Here is an 18,779-nt window from a genome sequence, read left to right as displayed (position 1 = left end):
CTGTGAAGCGGCCCTTACATGAGTGCTTCGCACTGGAGCGCCAGCCCGGTCAGTCGGGATGGCGCTTTCGGGTCCGGGCGTTTCGCTTTCACCGCAGTGGTTGTTCGCTGCCGATGTTCGCCAGGGAACCGTCTGCGCCCTGCTGGCCGATTACCAGCCGTTGGCGCTGCCCATCAGCGCCTTTGACAGGCCGGATCAGGACTCACAGGCCAATGACGGCTGCGCAGCCTTACCATGTCGCCTTGGAAAATACGCCGCCGCAGCCACGCCCACCGCCCCCATCACACCGCAATACGCCACGCACACCCATGGGCTCCACGGCACCAATGCAATCAGCATCAACGGCGTCATGCTCGCCCACAACGCATAGGCGATGTTGTAGGTGAGCGAGATGCCGGACACGCGGATCTTCGGCGGGAACAGGCTGACCATCACCGAAGGCACCGCACCCACCACGCCGCAACCCAGGCCGGCCACGGCGTAGGCCAGGCCCAGCCAGGCGCCTCCACTGATCAGGCTGGCGTAGAGCACGGCGATGCCCACCGGCAGCAGCAGGCTGTAGAGCATGACGGTGCGCCAGGCGCCGATGCGGTCGACGATGAGGCCGGCCAGGACACAGCCGATGTTCAGGAACACGATACCCAGGCTGCTCAGGGCGAAGGTGTGGCTGGGGGTCATGCCGAAGCTTTTCTGCATAACGGTCGGGGTGATGACCACGAACACCACCACGGCAGAGGTCAGCACGCAGGTCAGGATCGCAGCCGGCAGCAAAGCCTGGCGGTGGTCGCGCAGGACGGTGCGCAACGGCAGTTCCGCAGCACCCTCGCGATTGGCTTGCAGGGCCATGAAGATCGGCGTTTCACTCAGCCAGCGACGCAACCAGACGCCAATCACGCCGAAGACCCCACCGAGCAGGAACGGCAGGCGCCAGGCGTAATCGAGAATCTCTGCCGGCGTGTAGATCCGCGCCAGCGCTGTTGCGGTCAAGGCGCCCAGCAAGTAGCCGAAGGTCAGGCCGGCCTGGAGGAAACCCAAGGCATAGCCGCGATGATGCAGTGGCGCATGTTCGGCCACGAACACCCAGGCGCTGGGCACCTCGCCGCCCACCGCCGCGCCCTGCAGGATACGCAGTGCCAGCAACAGCAACGGGGCGAAATAACCGATTTGCGCGTAGGTCGGCATCACCCCGATGAGCAGGCACGGCAAGGCCATCATCAGGATGCTCAGGCTGAACACGCGCTTGCGTCCCAGGCGATCGGCGAAGTGCGCCATGAGAATGCCGCCCAGGGGCCGGGCCAGGTAGCCGGTGGCGAAAATCCCGAAGCTTTGCAGCAAGCGCAGCCAATCAGGCATTTGTGGCGGGAAGAACAACTGGCTGAGGGTCAGGGCGAAGAAGACGAAGATGATGAAATCGTAGATCTCCAGCGCACCTCCCAAGGCGGCCAGGCCCAGGGTCTTGTAATCGGATCGGCGGAATCGGTCACCGGGTAGAACAGTGGTGGCAGTCATAGGCAGATTTGAACAATAAGTTTGAGAGAGGACGACGGCTCAGTCGTCGCGATCATGGTCCACCGGTTGAACCGGTGGCTGGCCTGGCTCGGCGTCTTCGGCCTCGTCGACAGGCAGGAAATCCTTGCGGCTCTGGGCGATGGCCCGGCGTATCTCATCGCCCTTGGTGGGGCAGTTCAGAAGGCGGGCGATGCCGTCGGGTTTCTGCGTCATCGCCATCCTCCGGCATGAGTGAACAGGGGTTCGATAGTGCTCGCTTTTGGCGCGTGATGCCAATTTTATGGGGGGCCGCTTCGCAGCCCAGCGCGAGCAAAGTCCCTCGCCACAAGGTGTAGACCATATCCCGGATTAAACAGGGGTTGTGTTGTCTTGGGTCAGCGGTGGTAGCGGCGCACTACGCTGCTGTTGCGCAGGACGTGGCCTTTGATTTTTTCCATCAGTTGGGCACGAGTGAGATCAGCTGGCAGGGCTTCCGGCGGCAGGTCCAGGGCGAAAAGCTGGATCAGGTAGTGGTGAGCGCTGTCGCCGATAGGCGGACAAGGACCGATGTAGCCGTGGGTGTTCTTGCTGTTGATACCGCTCATGCCTTCCAACGAAGACTTGGTACCGGCGCCCGCCGGAATCTGCCGCGTGGTGGCCTTGATACCGTAGTGGATCCAGTGGTCGACACCTTGGCCCCTTTGACCGTCCGGGTCCAACATGACGATGGCGTAGCTGAGGGTGCCGGGCGGGCCGGCGTTCCAGCTCAAGGCCGGAGAAATGTTCTTGCCACCACAGGTGTTGGCATCACTGGCTGCTGCCGCCGTGAAGAGGCGGTCGTCCGACACGCCGGGGATGCTGAGGGTAAAACGCTCCTCGGCCTGGACAGCTCCTTGTGCGCACAGCACCAGGGCGACGGCCGCCAGCCAAGGGGAGAGGGAGTTCAATCGGGTCATACCGGGGCACCTTGTGCGTGTCTGGCCATGGACGGCTTGCGAACTATAGCCGCTGCTTCGCCAAGGTTGCAGTGACAATTATGCTGAAACTCGTTCCGGCCCTGCGACTCCAAAGAGAAACGCCTGCCGGAGAATGAGCATGTCTGTGCATCAAGTCGCCCGTTTCGCCGACGTTCGTGAAGACCGCGGCCTAGAAGTCAAAATCGACGACACGTCCATCCTGCTGTTGCGCTCCGGCGACCGGGTGCGCGCCTTCCAGGGCAAATGCCCGCATGCCGGCGCACCACTGGCCAAGGGCGCGGTGTGCCATGGAAGGCTGATTTGCCCGTGGCACAAGGCGGCGTTCCGGGCTGAAGATGGCGCCCTGTGTGAACCACCGGCCCTCGACAGCCTGGCGCGCTATCACGTCGAGGTCCGGGACGGTGACGTCTGGGTCGACGATCAACCCCTGCCAACCGATAAAGTCCCGCCGGCCGATGACGCGCGCACCTTTGTCATCATCGGCGCCGGTGCCGCCGGCACGGCTGGCGCGGCGGCGTTGCGCGAGAAGGGTTTTGGCGGGCGAATCCTGATGATCGACCGCGAAGCCGAAGCCGGCTACGACCGTACGGTGCTGAGCAAGTATGTGTTGGCCGGCGACATGGCGGTCAACGAGACAGCGCCGCTGCGCGATGAAACTTATTTCACCCAGCAACGCATCGAAAGGCTCCACGGCGAGGTCACCCATTTGGACCCCGATACTCGGCACATCCAACTCGCCGATGGCCGACGCCTGGACTACGACGCCGCGCTCATCGCCACTGGCGCAGTACCCAAGGTGCCAGCCCTGCCGGGCGTCGACTTGCCGCAAGTCTTCGTACTGCGTTCGATCGCCCACGCCCGGCAGATTCTCGACACGGCCCGGGCAGGCCAACAGGCGGTGATCATCGGCGACAGTTTCATCGCCATGGAAGTCGCCTCGTCCCTGCGCAAGCGCGAACTGGACGTCACCGTCCTGGCCCGGCATCCGGTGCCGTTCGCCGCACAATTGAGCCAGAGCGTTGGCCAGGCCATCCTGGCCAGACACCGGGCCAATGGTGTGGTGTACCGCACCGACAGCGAAGCGGCGCAGATCGAGGGGGCGGGCAAGGTCGAAGCCGTGGTGCTGGACAACGGCCAGCGCGTTGCCGCGGACCTGGTGATCATCGGCGTCGGCGTGCGCCCGGCCACCGAGCCCTTCGCCGGATTGCCACGGGAACAGGACGAGTCACTGTCCGTTGACGCGGGCATGCGAGTGACTGATGGTTTATGGGCCGTCGGTGATATCGCCACCTTTCCCCTGAACGGCCAGCCCCTGCGCATCGAGCACTGGCGCCTGGCCCAGCAACAGGCCCGCATTGCCGCTGCGAACATGCTCGGCGGCGACGAGCACTATCTGGACGTGCCGTTTTTCTGGACCTATCACTTTGGCAAACGCTACGACTATCTTGGCCACGCCGAACATTGGGACGAGGTGGAATTCAAGGGCACGCCCGAGCATCCGCCCTTTATTGCCCTGCTGGGCAAGGACGGCCTCGTTGCCGCCGCAGTGGCCTGTGATGAGGGGCGGGCCATGGCGGCGCTGGCCCAACGCATGAAACAACCGTTGCCGGTGGACGAGGCATGGCGGCTGATCCGGGACTTCTCGTCGTAGCTCTGTCCCACCTCCACCAAATCCCCTGTGGGAGCGAGCTTGCTCGCGATAGCGGTGAGTCAGTCGACCTCAGTATGGCATCAATGTACGGACTGATCGGCTGGCAGGTGAATCACGCAGGGCCGCTCCATTGGCGCCAGCGGCGGTGGCTGCAAGTCGGGGCTGAGCAAGTGGAAGTGCGGCACGACGTGGCTGATATCACCGTCCTGGTTGTTGTGAATAGTCTTCGAGCCGGGCTGGCGCAGCGTGTCCAGGCGCTCGTCGGTCAACTTGAAACTGGCGCTCAAGCCCTGGTCATTCACTACCGGGGCCGGCGACCGGCGCTGGGCGAAGCGGCGGCTTTTGCGCTGTTGGTAACGCGCCCAGGTAATCAACAGCACCGCGTTGACCAACGCGATCCAGCCATAGACCTGCAAGGTTCCCAGGGTATCGAACAGAGACCCTCCCGGGCGCGGACCGGCCTGGCTCGCAAACAGCGGCCACAACCCATTGACCAGCAGATACAACAGCCCCACCCACGCCAGCACGGTAAAAAACACATCGATGACCACTAGAAAAGGCCGTTGCCGGGTCCTGACAATTTTCATCGGATCACTTCCTCTTCCTGATCATCGAACGGCTTGATACCGCGATCCGGACTGATCCAGCGCGCACGCTTCTGATGCTGCCCGAACAGCACTTTTGGAAAACTCACCAGGGTGGTGAAGAGGCTGATCAGCCAGAACACCAACGGGTACCAGACCACCCAGAACATGATGTGCCACAGGCCTTTTTCGTAGCGCCGATCAATCAGGATGCTCACGGCGAACTGCAGCAGACACACCACCGCCAGCAACAGACCGGTGAAGGCTGGCGGCATGAGGTGATCGACCGCGATGGCCGCCGGCATCTCGACGAACTTACCGGCGCCCCAGAAAATCACCGACAGCAGGAACGTGAACGCCCAACCGGTGGACAGGCAATATTCGAACAACAGCGGCCACAGGTAGCGGTGGCGGTATTGCCAGATGCCACGAATGTTCTTGAACAACACTTCCGCGCCACCCTGGGCCCAGCGCAGCCGTTGCCGCCACAGGCCGCGCAGGGTTTCGGGCATAAGGATCCAGCACAGCGCGCGCGGCTCGTAGAAGATGCTCCAGTGATCCAGTTGCAGCTTCCAACTGATGTCGATGTCTTCGGTGATCATGTCCGGGCTCCAATAGCCAACCCGGTGCAGGGCGGTGCGCCGGAACGCGACGATCACGCCGGACACGGTGAAGATCCGCCCGAACACCCGTTGGGTGCGCTTGATCAAGCCGATGATCGAGGAGAACTCGCCAACCTGGACCCGGCCTATCAGCGTCGAGCGGGTGCGAATCCGCGGGTTGCCGGTCACCGCGCCGAGGCGGGCGTTGTCCAGCATAGGCGCCACCAGATAGGCACAGGTGTTCGGCGCCAGCAGCGCGTCACCGTCGATGCACACCAGGTATTCGCTGCGCGCCGCGATGGCGCCCATGCGCAGGGCCACGGCCTTGCCCTGGTTTTCTGCCAGGTGCAGGACGCGCAGGCGCGGGTCTTCAGCCGCCAACTGATCGAGCATCTGGGCCGTGTTGTCCTTCGAGCCGTCGTTGATGGCGATGACTTCGATGTTCGGGTAATGCTGGCCCAACGCCGCGTGAATGGTGTCGGCGACGTTATCGCCTTCGTTGAAGCACGGGATCAGGATGCTGATCAACGGCTCGCCGGCCAGGGGCGGTGGCAAGGTGTCGTCCTTCCAGGGCCAGTGGCGCTCCCAGTGCAGCCAGAAATACAAGCCGCCGGCGATCCACAGCCCGGACATGAACAGCGGGTAAAAGAACACGAAGTCCATCAGGAATTGTCCGGTGACCAGGAAAATCAGGCCCAGGGGCACCCCAAGGACGATCGCCAGCACCAGCAGGGCGAGCAGTCTGTCGAGCATGTCAAGGATTCCACTTGTTGGAGAGCGCCGGCCGCACGGTTTTCACAGCGGGCTGGTCTTCGATGAAGTTGTCCGGGTAGTAGCCGAAACTGGTCACGCCTTGGCGCTTGAGACGCCCCATCCAGTCGGCCAGCCGTTTGCCGTCGATGTCGGCAGCCGGTTGGCTGTCCCAGTCACGGGCCTGCAATTCGAACACCGTGCGCTTGAGGGCTCCGGGCCGGGACTTGACGGTCTGGGCCAGGCGCTCCAGCCATGGACCCGATTGCGCGAGGGTCTGTTTTTCCATCAACGGCATGGCCATCGGGGCGGTCCAGTCATAGGCGCCGAGGAAATCGTCGAGGTTCTGGGCGAACCAGGCTTCGCTTTCCGGGTTGAGCATCGGCTCGGCAAAAATGTTGCGCGCCGTCAGCACCTGTGGGCCGCGAATGGCCCGAACCTTGGCGGTGAGCTCGTGGGTGAAGTCGATCAGGTAGCGACTCTTGAAGCGGGTCCAGCGTTGCATCGCCGCAGGGTCGTCACGCAGGGTAGCGATGGACGTCGGCAGGCCGTTGGCGGCATAGACTTTCAGGGCCGCAGGGCTGGCATCCTCGAAGTCGGAGAACACCGCGTCATCATGATACAAGACGCCATCCAACGAGCTCATCCGTGCCAGGTCTTCGTAGATCTCGCCGATGACCTTGCGCACGTTCGGGTCGAACGGCGACAAGCGCACGTACTGGTCCGGGGCGACGTCAGTCTTGCCGGTTTTCGGATCCCAACGCTGTACCCGTGGCAGCTTGGCGTCCAGGGCGAAACTGAGCACCGGCATCCAGGCATAGACCTTGGCATTGGCCCGGGTGCGCAACTGCCAGGCAACCCGGTCGAACAGGTCGGCGCGTACCGGCAGGTGACGGTTGGGGAAGTACAACGAACGCACGAGACCGTCGCCTTGGGGATCGGCAAAGGCTTGCAGGAACACCGTGTTGGCGCCCAGGTCGGAAATGCGCTGGACCAACTTGCCGACATTGGCCTCCTGCTGCACCGGGTCCGGGTCGTAGACGTAATCCAGGTCGACATGCACCACGCGCATCGGGTCAATCGTCTGCACCGACACGATGCTTTCGGCGAAATGGGCCCCATCTGGATCGGACGCCACCAAAAAGCGTGGGCCGCTCATCAGGTTGTCCAGGCTGTCGAGTCCGTCCTCCAGGGTCAGGGCCATCTGATAGCCCTCACTGCCAATCACCTGCAACGCGGTGCCGTCGGCTTCCCCATAAGGCCAGACCCAGACGCGGGGGCTGTAGCCGGTGACCTTGCGGATTTTCTCGGAAATGGCCGCCACGTCCATGCGCAAGCGAGCCTGGAAATCGGCCTCGGTCTCATAGCCACCAGTGGCGGGGTCGTAGCGCCGGGTGGTCGCGGCGGGTTGCTGGTTGCCTTGCGGGTTGGCGAGCACGCCTTTGTGGTTGGCGTCGGTGTGGGCGGCGATTTCCACCAGGCCCGATTTGGAGACCTCGCGAATCTGTTCCCAGGTCAGGAACTCGGAACGCTTGCGCGGCATCCCGGCGAAATCCACCGTTTGATTGAGCGGTGTATCCACCCAACTGCCGACCGGGGCGAGGATCGCCGGCCAGTTATAGGCACGCAGGATGGGCATGACGCGGGTGTAGAAGCTTGCGTAGCCGTCGTCGAAACTCAACAGCACCGCACGCGGTGGCAGTTGCGGGCCGCCATTGCGGGCCGTGATGATCTGATCCACCGTGACCGGCTGGTAGTTGTTTTCCCGCAGCCACGCCAGTTGTTCGATCAGGCGTTCGGTACGCACGGCGACCAGCGCCTGGTCCGGGTCGCGGTCGTCGACATCGTGGTAGGCGATGCCCAGCACATGGTTCTTCGGCCACGGGGCGTCATTGGCCGCCAGCGGGCGCTGTGAGGGCGGCGTAAACGCCGGGGCTTGCTGGGCACAAGCGCTGATCAGCAAGACCCCCAGCAGAAGGATGAATCGCGAAATGACAGGCATCTTCAAACTCTTCTAGAAGCGATAAGTGAGGTCGACAAGCAGGCGCAGATCGCTTTCGCGATCGCCGTCGTAGGGGCGGTTGAGCCAGCTCAGCGCCGCACCGGCCTCCAGCACGTCGTTCCAGATGAAACGCTGGCCGTAGCTGAGCAATCCCACGGCCGCTGTGTTGTAGTCTCGCTGGCTGTAGGTACCGGCACCGACCTGGAACTGCTGGCTCCACGTGGTCTCGTAGCGGCGGTGCAACACGTGATTGACGCTCACGGTCGGCATGACGCTGAAGTCCGATTTCGGATTGAAATAGGGCACTTCGTTGGAGCCGCTGTTACGGCTGGCACCCACGTCCAGACCCAGCTCCACTTGCACGCGCGGTGTGCTGTAGATGCCTTCGCGACCGGTCAGTTGGGTTTCGAGGCGGTTGTTGCCATCGCTGAAATGGGACGGGCTGACAGCCAGTCGCCACTCGCGGCTTTCATTGGCCCGCCAGCGTACGAAACCGCTACCGCCGTTAGAGCGAATGCCGCTGTTGAGCGCCCGCAACGGGGTATTGGCCGAGAGATAATCCAGGCTGCCGCCGTACTGCCAGTGATCGTCGATGTCCCGGGCCACGGCCAGGCGCGCACCTTGCTTGTCGCCGGAGCCATAGGAATGATTGGAGACCTCGGCCTCCAGCGTCATGTCCCGGGTGCGACGCTCCACGCCCAGGCGCTGCCAGCGGTGATGGCCGGTGCCTTCCTCGAAATCACCGGTGGCGTAGCCGGCACCGCCGAACAGCCGCCAGTCTTCATCGATGGGCGGGCTGTAGAGCAGGGTTTCGATGCCAAAGTCCCGGCTGCCGGTCACTGCCCCGGCATCACCGTTGCCACCGCCATAGCTCTTGCCGGTGTAGGCCTCGATACGCAGTTCGGCCATGTCGTGTACGTCGCGCTGGCGTTGCAGGCGTTTGACATGGGCGTTTTCCGGATAGCGGGCGACCACGTCGTCGGTCAGTGCATCCATCTGCCGCCATTCCTGCAAATCCATGGCTGCGCGGGCCTGGGCGATTTCCAGGTCAGGGTTGCGCGGGATCGTGGCCTCGACTTCCTTGAGCAGGTTTTCCGAACGGCGCGGCCAGTCACGGGCCTGGTACAGATCGGCCTGGGCCAGGCGCATGCCGGTGTTGCCGGGGCCTTGGCTGACCAGGGTGTCCAGGCGCGCTTCGGCAGAAGGCAGGTCGGCGCCATAAGTGCCTGCCTGGGCGGCGAGTTGCTGGGCGTCCATCCACTCATCGTTGGGGTTGCCGATCGGCAAGCCCTTGAGTTCGATGCGCGGGTGCTGGGCTTTCGCCATGTCCTCAGCCAGTGCACGGGCCTCTTCGGATTTTTCACTTTCCAGCAACGCGTAGTAGAGCGCAGTGCTGTCCTCAAAGCGCTCCGCAGGATCGGCATCCGGCGCCGCCAGTATCTGGCGGTACAGCCCGACGGCGATTTCCGGTTCACGTTGTTCCAGATAGGAAGAAGCCACCCAACGCAGGGCATAGGTAGGAATGCTCACGCCCTCTGCGATCAGCTTCTGGTATTGGGCAATCACTTCAGCGCGACGGGCGCGGGCATTGAGAGCGCCCATGCGATCGATGCGCCAACGGAGTACGTCGTCATGGGCCTCGGCCACCGGAGTCCAGGTGGCGAGCAGCTTGTCGTAGTCGGCCAGGGCGCGGTCGGCAATGACGAAGCGTTCCTGCTCACCGCGACTGGTCATGTCCGCCAGACGCACCCGTTCGGCGGCTACGTCGCCTTCCAGGCGGCGCTGCACACCACGATCGATCAGCCCCGGCTGCAGACGTGCCAGGCGCAGCGCCGGCTCGGGCAGCCGCGCGCGTTGGAGGGCATAGATGTATTCGCGTGCAATCTCTGGGCTGTTGCCCGCGCGGGTGAAGGCCTGGTCGTATTCGAACAGCGCTTCGTGGGGGTTGTTGGCGCGGGTCAGGGCATAACCCAGCGCCAGTCGACGCATTGGGTCTGTCGGTTTGGCGGCGACCATGGCCTTGGCGCGGGTGACGGCTTCGTCGGGCTGACCGCCATCGGCCTGGGTCAAGGCCAGGCCGAGTTGCAGGTCGGGGTTCTGGGGATCAATCACCAAGGCCTGGCGGTACAGCTCGGCCGCCGGATCCCAACGCTTGAGGTTTCGATAGGCGCGAGCCGTAGCGGTCAGCGCCTGGACAGGCAGCACTCGATTGCGGCCCTGGGTCTCATAGACCGTCACCACCTCGGCGTCGAGGCCGGCCCAACTGGCGATCTGCAGGTGGTCGCTGATCTGCGCAGTGCTGGCCTGGCCAGCCGGCACCTGGCGCAACGCGGTCAGCGCAGGCGTGTAATGGCCTGCACGGGCGTCGAGCACCATTTGGTCATAGGCGGTATCGGCAAACGCCAGCATCGGCCAGCACAATTGGCTGCACAGCGCGACGCGAAACAACGGGCGTAAACCACGTTGAATAAAAGGACCCACAGTACGCGGCATTCGTCAGCATCCTTACATGGCCAGCCGGGTCGCAGTGCCCCCTTGCCCATCAAACAGGAAGCCGGATCAAAGGAATCCAGCCAAGCTCTAATGGGCCTAGTCTTGCACTCTCAGGCGGGTCATCTTCAGGAACGCCACAATTCTTCAGAATCGCTACAGATTTCGGCGCAGGGCTGATCGACAGGCGTAAAAAAACCCGGCCCATGCGTCATGCACGGGCCGGGTTTGGGGTGTTGCCGAACGCGTTACTGGACGGCGACGCCACCACCCAGCTTGCTCATCACGAATGCCGTGAATTGCTCGACGGTCATCTTCTGGCCGTTGAAATCGACCTGATTGTTGGCGTAGTGCAGCTTGGTGACAACATCGTTGCCTTCAAGCGTTGCCAGTTCCGAACCGACCGCCATGGCGCTGAACATATCGCTGGTGGCCGTGGCCTGATCGGCGATCAACTTGGCATCCGTCTGGCCTTCCATCTGTGCCTGCACGGTCATCAGGTCCACCAGCATCGGCTTGGAAACCTTGACGTTGAAATCCAGCAGGGCGAGCAACTGACGGCCCAATTCATCCGGTGGCAGGTCCATGGACTGCGGCTTGGCCAGATCAACGATCAGGTTGGCGCGGCTCTCACCATTGGCGGTGCTGAACGACAGGTTTTCCAACGCCACTTGCGGGGCGCCGGCCAGGAGTTTCTCCAGATCAGCCTTGACCTGCGCTTCTTCAGCTTCGGTCAGGCTCAGCTCTGGCGCCGGCTCACCGGCAGCTGCGGCCTCGGCAGCCGCTTTTTCGTAGGGTTGCAGCTTGGTCTGGTAAATCTGCATCAGCGACATGGTGGCCGGGATGTCCAGGTTCTTCAGGCTGACTGCCATCTGCGCCGAACCAATGGTCTTGTCGTTGAACGACAACTCACCGATCTTGTAATCGGCACGCCCCGAAGCGCTGGTACCGCTTTCGGTGCTGCTGTTCTTCATCTCGAAGTTCTTCAGGCCCAGCACCGACTTGGGCTCACCAAAAGTGGCCTTGGTGCTGCTCATCAGCAGGGTGTTGTCACCCATGTAGTAACCGTAGGAGCTTTTGCTCAGGTTGCTGGCCAATGTCAGGCCGTTCAGCTCAACCTGCACCCGCGTCTGGTCTTCGGCAACGGTGGTCAGCTTGAAGCTGTCCATGTAGCCGTCGGCCTTGACCTTCTGGGCCTGGGCGCTGGCGGCCAAGTCGATTTTAAGACCGGAGAAAGTGAGCTGGGATTGCTCATCCAGCTTGGTATCCACGGGCAGCAGCTCGTAGGTGCCATTGATGGATTGGTCGTAACCCAGGTTGACTACACCTTTGAGCGGCGATTGATCCTTGGTGGCGGCAAACCACTTGTCAGTCAGCGGATTGCGCTCAAGCGCGGTGTGACTGGTGGCCATGACCGGCAGCCATTTGAGCGTTATCAAGCGCGAAAATGGCAGTGGTCCGTGCTCGATCTGGTCGACGAAGAGCAGCTCAACCGGCTCGCCACCGAAGATCTCGCCCTCGCCCTTGAGGCGGTAGTGGGCGGTGCTGCTGAACGTCCCACGGTCCATGGAGACCAGCTCCAGGGTGGCGGTGCTGTTAGACCCGGCCAAGGCTGTCTGCATCTGCTTGTTGCTATCGGCAATAGCGTTCGTCAACACGCCTTCGAGTTTGGTCCCGGTGTACCAGGCGCCGCCTGCGCTGACAGCACCGACAGCCACAACGATTCCCAGAAGTATGCTTGCTGATTTATTCATGAGTGACCCGATCGATATCCATGGTTGAACAAAGCCGTCGCCTTCCCTGACCCGCAAAGGGTGTGGCTCGACGCCGTAAAAGAGGAGGGGAGATTACCATCAGGCACCCTTGCGGGCCCAATGTTTAAAGGGGTAAAAACGTTTTCTTGCGAGGTGGTCTACGAATATTGGACTTCGATCTCGTCGAGCTGATGGTCGAAAGTCTTGAGACGGGCCGTCCAGGTGTACACCAGCACTTCAAAATCGCGATTGATCACTGCCGCGCCCGATGATGAGTCTGCGCGTGAATCGCAGAAGTCCAGTTGATAGCGCTCACGGGCCATGGCGTTAGCCACGTCACACAACTCTCGGGCGTTGTTGAGCCAATGCCAGCCGTCCTGGGTGACTTGCTTGTCCAGGGCAGCACATTGGGTTTTCAGGGCTTCCAGGCTTTTTTCCAGCGGGGTTCCGGTGAGCTCCCCCATGACTTCCTGGAACGTGCGGCCAGGCTGCCAATAACTGCCCCAGAAATAACGGTCAAACACCGTTTCGACACGTCGCAGGGCAACCTTGGTGTCCCAAATCAGCACCAGTGTCTTGCCTTGTTCGAGGTGTTTTTTCTTGATGCGCTGCCCCTGAAGCGATGCCCAGGCCACGATTGCAATAGATATCACGCCGATCAACGCCGCGGCGCTATCGAGGAACAACAGGGCTTTGTCGATCTGGTGAGTCAGCATGACGCCATAGAAATAAGTGGCCGAAAGCAGCAGCAAGGCCGCAATGGCGCACCAGAAGCCGGGAGCATAAGGGTTTTTCATTATTGGAATCCCCATGACCAGTGACGTCGCGGGCCTTTTTGGTCGCCAGGGCCCGACTCTCACAGCATAGCAACGGCGCAGGGGGTTTGCCGGGGCATTGGGCTCGATCCGATTACCGGCCCAAAACGACAAAACCCCTGGCTGCTGAGGCAGACAGGGGTTCTGGGAATTCAATCTTGACGATGACCTACTCTCACATGGGGAAACCCCACACTACCATCGGCGATGCATCGTTTCACTACTGAGTTCGGGATGGGATCAGGTGGTTCCAATGCTCTATGGTCGTCAAGAAATTCTGTGACCGAGCCGTTCAACAACAACGTCTCGGTAAAATCGATGACTTCTACTAAAAACAAAACCCCAATTGCTTTCGCAATTGGGGTTTCGGAATTTAATCTTGACGATGACCTACTCTCACATGGGGAAACCCCACACTACCATCGGCGATGCATCGTTTCACTGCTGAGTTCGGGATGGGATCAGGTGGTTCCAATGCTCTATGGTCGTCAAGAAATTCGGTAGCCGGTGCGTGCCTTGCGGTCACGTGCCAGCGAATGGGTATGCGATAGATTTGTGTGTTGCTGTCGAGTCTCTCGAACTTTCGGTTCGTTTCGTCTTCACACACCGCAATCTGGCCTCTTTCGAGTTCACAAATTGCTTGGGTGTTATATGGTCAAGCCTCACGGGCAATTAGTACAGGTTAGCTCAACGCCTCACAGCGCTTACACACCCTGCCTATCAACGTCGTAGTCTTCGACGGCCCTTCAGGGGACTCAAGGTCCCAGTGAGATCTCATCTTGAGGCAAGTTTCCCGCTTAGATGCTTTCAGCGGTTATCTTTCCCGAACATAGCTACCCGGCAATGCCACTGGCGTGACAACCGGAACACCAGAGGTTCGTCCACTCCGGTCCTCTCGTACTAGGAGCAGCCCCTCTCAAATCTCAAACGTCCACGGCAGATAGGGACCGAACTGTCTCACGACGTTCTAAACCCAGCTCGCGTACCACTTTAAATGGCGAACAGCCATACCCTTGGGACCGGCTTCAGCCCCAGGATGTGATGAGCCGACATCGAGGTGCCAAACACCGCCGTCGATATGAACTCTTGGGCGGTATCAGCCTGTTATCCCCGGAGTACCTTTTATCCGTTGAGCGATGGCCCTTCCATACAGAACCACCGGATCACTAAGACCTACTTTCGTACCTGCTCGACGTGTCTGTCTCGCAGTCAAGCGCGCTTTTGCCTTTATACTCTACGACCGATTTCCGACCGGTCTGAGCGCACCTTCGTACTCCTCCGTTACTCTTTAGGAGGAGACCGCCCCAGTCAAACTACCCACCATACACTGTCCTCGATCCGGATAACGGACCTGAGTTAGAACCTCAAAGTTGCCAGGGTGGTATTTCAAGGTTGGCTCCACGCGAACTGGCGTCCACGCTTCAAAGCCTCCCACCTATCCTACACAAGCAAATTCAAAGTCCAGTGCAAAGCTATAGTAAAGGTTCACGGGGTCTTTCCGTCTAGCCGCGGATACACTGCATCTTCACAGCGATTTCAATTTCACTGAGTCTCGGGTGGAGACAGCGCCGCCATCGTTACGCCATTCGTGCAGGTCGGAACTTACCCGACAAGGAATTTCGCTACCTTAGGACCGTTATAGTTACGGCCGCCGTTTACCGGGGCTTCGATCAAGAGCTTCGCGTTAGCTAACCCCATCAATTAACCTTCCGGCACCGGGCAGGCGTCACACCCTATACGTCCACTTTCGTGTTTGCAGAGTGCTGTGTTTTTAATAAACAGTCGCAGCGGCCTGGTATCTTCGACCGGCGTGGGCTTACGCAGCAAGTGCTTCACCCTCACCGGCGCACCTTCTCCCGAAGTTACGGTGCCATTTTGCCTAGTTCCTTCACCCGAGTTCTCTCAAGCGCCTTGGTATTCTCTACCCAACCACCTGTGTCGGTTTGGGGTACGGTTCCTGGTTACCTGAAGCTTAGAAGCTTTTCTTGGAAGCATGGCATCAACCACTTCGTCACCCAAAGGGTAACTCGTCATCAGCTCTCGGCCTTAGAATCCCGGATTTACCTAAGATTCCAGCCTACCACCTTAAACTTGGACAACCAACGCCAAGCTGGCCTAGCCTTCTCCGTCCCTCCATCGCAATAACCAGAAGTACAGGAATATTAACCTGTTTTCCATCGACTACGCTTTTCAGCCTCGCCTTAGGGACCGACTAACCCTGCGTCGATTAACGTTGCGCAGGAAACCTTGGTCTTTCGGCGTGGGTGTTTTTCACACCCATTGTCGTTACTCATGTCAGCATTCGCACTTCTGATACCTCCAGCAAGCTTCTCAACTCACCTTCACAGGCTTACAGAACGCTCCTCTACCGCATCACTTACGTGATACCCGTAGCTTCGGTGTATGGTTTGAGCCCCGTTACATCTTCCGCGCAGGCCGACTCGACTAGTGAGCTATTACGCTTTCTTTAAAGGGTGGCTGCTTCTAAGCCAACCTCCTAGCTGTCTAAGCCTTCCCACATCGTTTCCCACTTAACCATAACTTTGGGACCTTAGCTGACGGTCTGGGTTGTTTCCCTTTTCACGACGGACGTTAGCACCCGCCGTGTGTCTCCCATGCTCGGCACTTGTAGGTATTCGGAGTTTGCATCGGTTTGGTAAGTCGGGATGACCCCCTAGCCGAAACAGTGCTCTACCCCCTACAGTGATACATGAGGCGCTACCTAAATAGCTTTCGAGGAGAACCAGCTATCTCCGAGCTTGATTAGCCTTTCACTCCGATCCACAGGTCATCCGCTAACTTTTCAACGGTAGTCGGTTCGGTCCTCCAGTTAGTGTTACCCAACCTTCAACCTGCCCATGGATAGATCGCCCGGTTTCGGGTCTATTCCCAGCGACTAGACGCCCTATTAAGACTCGCTTTCGCTACGCCTCCCCTATTCGGTTAAGCTCGCCACTGAAAATAAGTCGCTGACCCATTATACAAAAGGTACGCAGTCACCCAACAAAGTGGGCTCCCACTGCTTGTACGCATACGGTTTCAGGATCTATTTCACTCCCCTCTCCGGGGTTCTTTTCGCCTTTCCCTCACGGTACTAGTTCACTATCGGTCAGTCAGTAGTATTTAGCCTTGGAGGATGGTCCCCCCATATTCAGACAAAGTTTCTCGTGCTCCGTCCTACTCGATTTCACTTCTAAGATCCTTTCGCGTACAGGGCTATCACCCACTATGGCCGCACTTTCCAGAGCGTTCCGCTAAAATCAAAGAAGCTTAAGGGCTAGTCCCCGTTCGCTCGCCACTACTAAGGGAATCTCGGTTGATTTCTTTTCCTCAGGGTACTTAGATGTTTCAGTTCCCCTGGTTCGCCTCTTGCACCTATGTATTCAGTACAAGATAACCATCTTATGATGGCTGGGTTCCCCCATTCAGACATCTCCGGATCAAAGTCTGTTTGCCGACTCCCCGAAGCTTTTCGCAGGCTACCACGTCTTTCATCGCCTCTGACTGCCAAGGCATCCACCGTATGCGCTTCTTCACTTGACCATATAACCCCAAGCAATCTGGTTATACTGTGAAGACGACATTCGCCGAAAATTCGATCACGCTCATTGAGCCACTCACAAATTTTACCTTAGCCTGATCCGTTACCAGTGAAAGTAACGTTCAGTCTATCTTTCTATCACATACCCAAATTTTTAAAGAACGAACTAGTCAAAGACTAGAAATCAACATTCACCATCGAACCGATGGAATGCTCATTTCTAAGCTTTATACAATCGAAGCAGTAGTGGTGGAGCCAAGCGGGATCGAACCGCTGACCTCCTGCGTGCAAGGCAGGCGCTCTCCCAGCTGAGCTATGGCCCCGTATTTCTACAGGCGTTTCCCACACAAAATTGGTGGGTCTGGGCAGATTCGAACTGCCGACCTCACCCTTATCAGGGGTGCGCTCTAACCAACTGAGCTACAGACCCAATTTCGGGCTGCTTCTTTCGTCTTCTTCAATGAATCAAGCAATTCGTGTGGGAGCTCATGGAGCAGCTGCGGTCGTCGATTAAGGAGGTGATCCAGCCGCAGGTTCCCCTACGGCTACCTTGTTACGACTTCACCCCAGTCATGAATCACACCGTGGTAACCGTCCTCCCGAAGGTTAGACTAGCTACTTCTGGTGCAACCCACTCCCATGGTGTGACGGGCGGTGTGTACAAGGCCCGGGAACGTATTCACCGCGACATTCTGATTCGCGATTACTAGCGATTCCGACTTCACGCAGTCGAGTTGCAGACTGCGATCCGGACTACGATCGGTTTTGTGGGATTAGCTCCACCTCGCGGCTTGGCAACCCTCTGTACCGACCATTGTAGCACGTGTGTAGCCCAGGCCGTAAGGGCCATGATGACTTGACGTCATCCCCACCTTCCTCCGGTTTGTCACCGGCAGTCTCCTTAGAGTGCCCACCATAACGTGCTGGTAACTAAGGACAAGGGTTGCGCTCGTTACGGGACTTAACCCAACATCTCACGACACGAGCTGACGACAGCCATGCAGCACCTGTCTCAATGTTCCCGAAGGCACCAATCCATCTCTGGAAAGTTCATTGGATGTCAAGGCCTGGTAAGGTTCTTCGCGTTGCTTCGAATTAAACCACATGCTCCACCGCTTGTGCGGGCCCCCGTCAATTCATTTGAGTTTTAACCTTGCGGCCGTACTCCCCAGGCGGTCAACTTAATGCGTTAGCTGCGCCACTAAGAGCTCAAGGCTCCCAACGGCTAGTTGACATCGTTTACGGCGTGGACTACCAGGGTATCTAATCCTGTTTGCTCCCCACGCTTTCGCACCTCAGTGTCAGTATCAGTCCAGGTGGTCGCCTTCGCCACTGGTGTTCCTTCCTATATCTACGCATTTCACCGCTACACAGGAAATTCCACCACCCTCTACCATACTCTAGCTCGACAGTTTTGAATGCAGTTCCCAGGTTGAGCCCGGGGATTTCACATCCAACTTAACGAACCACCTACGCGCGCTTTACGCCCAGTAATTCCGATTAACGCTTGCACCCTCTGTATTACCGCGGCTGCTGGCACAGAGTTAGCCGGTGCTTATTCTGTCGGTAACGTCAAAACACTAACGTATTAGGTTAATGCCCTTCCTCCCAACTTAAAGTGCTTTACAATCCGAAGACCTTCTTCACACACGCGGCATGGCTGGATCAGGCTTTCGCCCATTGTCCAATATTCCCCACTGCTGCCTCCCGTAGGAGTCTGGACCGTGTCTCAGTTCCAGTGTGACTGATCATCCTCTCAGACCAGTTACGGATCGTCGCCTTGGTGAGCCATTACCCCACCAACTAGCTAATCCGACCTAGGCTCATCTGATAGCGCAAGGCCCGAAGGTCCCCTGCTTTCTCCCGTAGGACGTATGCGGTATTAGCGTCCGTTTCCGAGCGTTATCCCCCACTACCAGGCAGATTCCTAGGCATTACTCACCCGTCCGCCGCTCTCAAGAGGTGCAAGCACCTCTCTACCGCTCGACTTGCATGTGTTAGGCCTGCCGCCAGCGTTCAATCTGAGCCATGATCAAACTCTTCAGTTCAAACATCTTTGGGTTTTGAGAAAACCCTAAACTTGGCTCAGCAATCGTTGGTTACATCTTTGATTTCTCGCGGAGTA

The 18,779-nt window shown here is 59.3% G+C and carries 10 protein-coding genes, 2 tRNA genes and 4 rRNA genes; 1 reads left to right on the top strand and 15 read right to left on the bottom strand.

Annotated elements, in window-relative coordinates; genetic code table 11:
* Window positions 1-195 precede the first annotated feature (195 nt).
* From KI237_RS01150 to KI237_RS01140, 3 genes are all read right to left on the bottom strand, one after another.
* Window positions 196-1,509, bottom strand: coding sequence for an MFS transporter (locus KI237_RS01150; RefSeq protein WP_212798442.1), 1,314 nt, complete (start codon window positions 1,507-1,509; stop codon window positions 196-198).
* 39 nt (window positions 1,510-1,548) lie between these two features.
* Window positions 1,549-1,722, bottom strand: coding sequence for a hypothetical protein (locus KI237_RS01145; protein ID WP_018606597.1), 174 nt, complete (start codon window positions 1,720-1,722; stop codon window positions 1,549-1,551).
* 161 nt (window positions 1,723-1,883) lie between these two features.
* Window positions 1,884-2,444, bottom strand: a complete 561-nt coding sequence (locus tag KI237_RS01140; protein ID WP_212798441.1) for a YbhB/YbcL family Raf kinase inhibitor-like protein — start codon at window positions 2,442-2,444, stop codon at window positions 1,884-1,886.
* Window positions 2,445-2,583: 139 nt separating this feature from the next.
* Between KI237_RS01140 and KI237_RS01135 the strand changes: the two genes are divergently transcribed.
* Entirely contained in the window at window positions 2,584-4,116 is a 1,533-nt protein-coding gene (locus KI237_RS01135) for an FAD-dependent oxidoreductase (RefSeq protein WP_212798440.1), read from the top strand.
* A gap of 80 nt (window positions 4,117-4,196) precedes the next feature.
* Here KI237_RS01135 and pgaD read toward each other — a convergent pair whose 3' ends face one another.
* The 12 genes from pgaD to KI237_RS01075 all read right to left on the bottom strand — a co-directional run bounded on the left by pgaD (window position 4,197) and on the right by KI237_RS01075 (window position 18,702).
* Entirely contained in the window at window positions 4,197-4,703 is a 507-nt protein-coding gene (gene pgaD / locus KI237_RS01130) for a poly-beta-1,6-N-acetyl-D-glucosamine biosynthesis protein PgaD (protein WP_212798439.1), read from the bottom strand.
* The gene (gene pgaC, locus KI237_RS01125) at window positions 4,700-6,055 is read right to left on the bottom strand and encodes a poly-beta-1,6-N-acetyl-D-glucosamine synthase (RefSeq protein ID WP_060739781.1); all 1,356 of its coding nucleotides are present in this window, start codon (window positions 6,053-6,055) and stop codon (window positions 4,700-4,702) included. Before pgaC ends, pgaD begins: the two co-directional genes overlap by 4 nt.
* Window position 6,056: 1 nt before the next feature.
* Entirely contained in the window at window positions 6,057-8,054 is a 1,998-nt protein-coding gene (pgaB, locus tag KI237_RS01120; protein ID WP_212798438.1) for a poly-beta-1,6-N-acetyl-D-glucosamine N-deacetylase PgaB, read from the bottom strand.
* Window positions 8,055-8,066: 12 nt separating this feature from the next.
* Window positions 8,067-10,547 (bottom strand): poly-beta-1,6 N-acetyl-D-glucosamine export porin PgaA, encoded by a 2,481-nt coding sequence (gene pgaA / locus KI237_RS01115; RefSeq protein ID WP_212798437.1) that lies wholly within the window; start codon window positions 10,545-10,547, stop codon window positions 8,067-8,069.
* Between the two features lie 245 nt (window positions 10,548-10,792).
* Window positions 10,793-12,298: a YdgA family protein gene (locus KI237_RS01110; protein ID WP_212798436.1), complete on the bottom strand. Its 1,506-nt coding sequence runs from the start codon at window positions 12,296-12,298 to the stop codon at window positions 10,793-10,795.
* Between the two features lie 158 nt (window positions 12,299-12,456).
* Window positions 12,457-13,095, bottom strand: a complete 639-nt coding sequence (locus tag KI237_RS01105; protein ID WP_063323526.1) for a hypothetical protein — start codon at window positions 13,093-13,095, stop codon at window positions 12,457-12,459.
* Window positions 13,096-13,269: 174 nt separating this feature from the next.
* Window positions 13,270-13,385 (bottom strand): 5S ribosomal RNA (gene rrf, locus KI237_RS01100).
* A gap of 105 nt (window positions 13,386-13,490) precedes the next feature.
* Window positions 13,491-13,606, bottom strand: a 5S ribosomal RNA gene (gene rrf, locus KI237_RS01095).
* 158 nt (window positions 13,607-13,764) lie between these two features.
* A 23S ribosomal RNA gene (locus KI237_RS01090) occupies window positions 13,765-16,656 on the bottom strand.
* Between the two features lie 245 nt (window positions 16,657-16,901).
* Window positions 16,902-16,977, bottom strand: a tRNA-Ala gene (locus tag KI237_RS01085).
* 30 nt (window positions 16,978-17,007) lie between these two features.
* A tRNA-Ile gene (locus tag KI237_RS01080) sits at window positions 17,008-17,084 on the bottom strand.
* Between the two features lie 81 nt (window positions 17,085-17,165).
* Window positions 17,166-18,702: ribosomal RNA gene (locus KI237_RS01075) — 16S ribosomal RNA — on the bottom strand.
* Together the 16S, 23S and 5S rRNA genes with 2 tRNA genes alongside form the textbook arrangement of a ribosomal RNA operon.
* Between the last annotated feature and the right edge of the window lie 77 nt (window positions 18,703-18,779).

The sequence above is a fragment of the Pseudomonas sp. St316 genome, assembly GCF_018325905.1.
Classification (GTDB): domain Bacteria; phylum Pseudomonadota; class Gammaproteobacteria; order Pseudomonadales; family Pseudomonadaceae; genus Aquipseudomonas.
Note: the sequence above shows the minus strand (reverse complement) of the source record. Positions and strands in the feature narration are given on the sequence as shown.

Bases quoted from the DNA above. Each gene is read 5' to 3' on its own strand.
- KI237_RS01150 (WP_212798442.1), bottom strand. From the start codon at position 1,509: ATGACTGCCACCACTGTTCTACCCGGTGACCGATTCCGCCGATCCGAT.
- KI237_RS01145 (WP_018606597.1), bottom strand. From the start codon at position 1,722: ATGACGCAGAAACCCGACGGCATCGCCCGCCTTCTGAACTGCCCCACC.
- KI237_RS01140 (WP_212798441.1), bottom strand. From the start codon at position 2,444: ATGACCCGATTGAACTCCCTCTCCCCTTGGCTGGCGGCCGTCGCCCTG.
- KI237_RS01135 (WP_212798440.1), top strand. From the start codon at position 2,584: ATGTCTGTGCATCAAGTCGCCCGTTTCGCCGACGTTCGTGAAGACCGC.
- pgaD (WP_212798439.1), bottom strand. From the start codon at position 4,703: ATGAAAATTGTCAGGACCCGGCAACGGCCTTTTCTAGTGGTCATCGAT.
- pgaC (WP_060739781.1), bottom strand. From the start codon at position 6,055: ATGCTCGACAGACTGCTCGCCCTGCTGGTGCTGGCGATCGTCCTTGGG.
- pgaB (WP_212798438.1), bottom strand. From the start codon at position 8,054: ATGCCTGTCATTTCGCGATTCATCCTTCTGCTGGGGGTCTTGCTGATC.
- pgaA (WP_212798437.1), bottom strand. From the start codon at position 10,547: ATGCCGCGTACTGTGGGTCCTTTTATTCAACGTGGTTTACGCCCGTTG.
- KI237_RS01110 (WP_212798436.1), bottom strand. From the start codon at position 12,298: ATGAATAAATCAGCAAGCATACTTCTGGGAATCGTTGTGGCTGTCGGT.
- KI237_RS01105 (WP_063323526.1), bottom strand. From the start codon at position 13,095: ATGAAAAACCCTTATGCTCCCGGCTTCTGGTGCGCCATTGCGGCCTTG.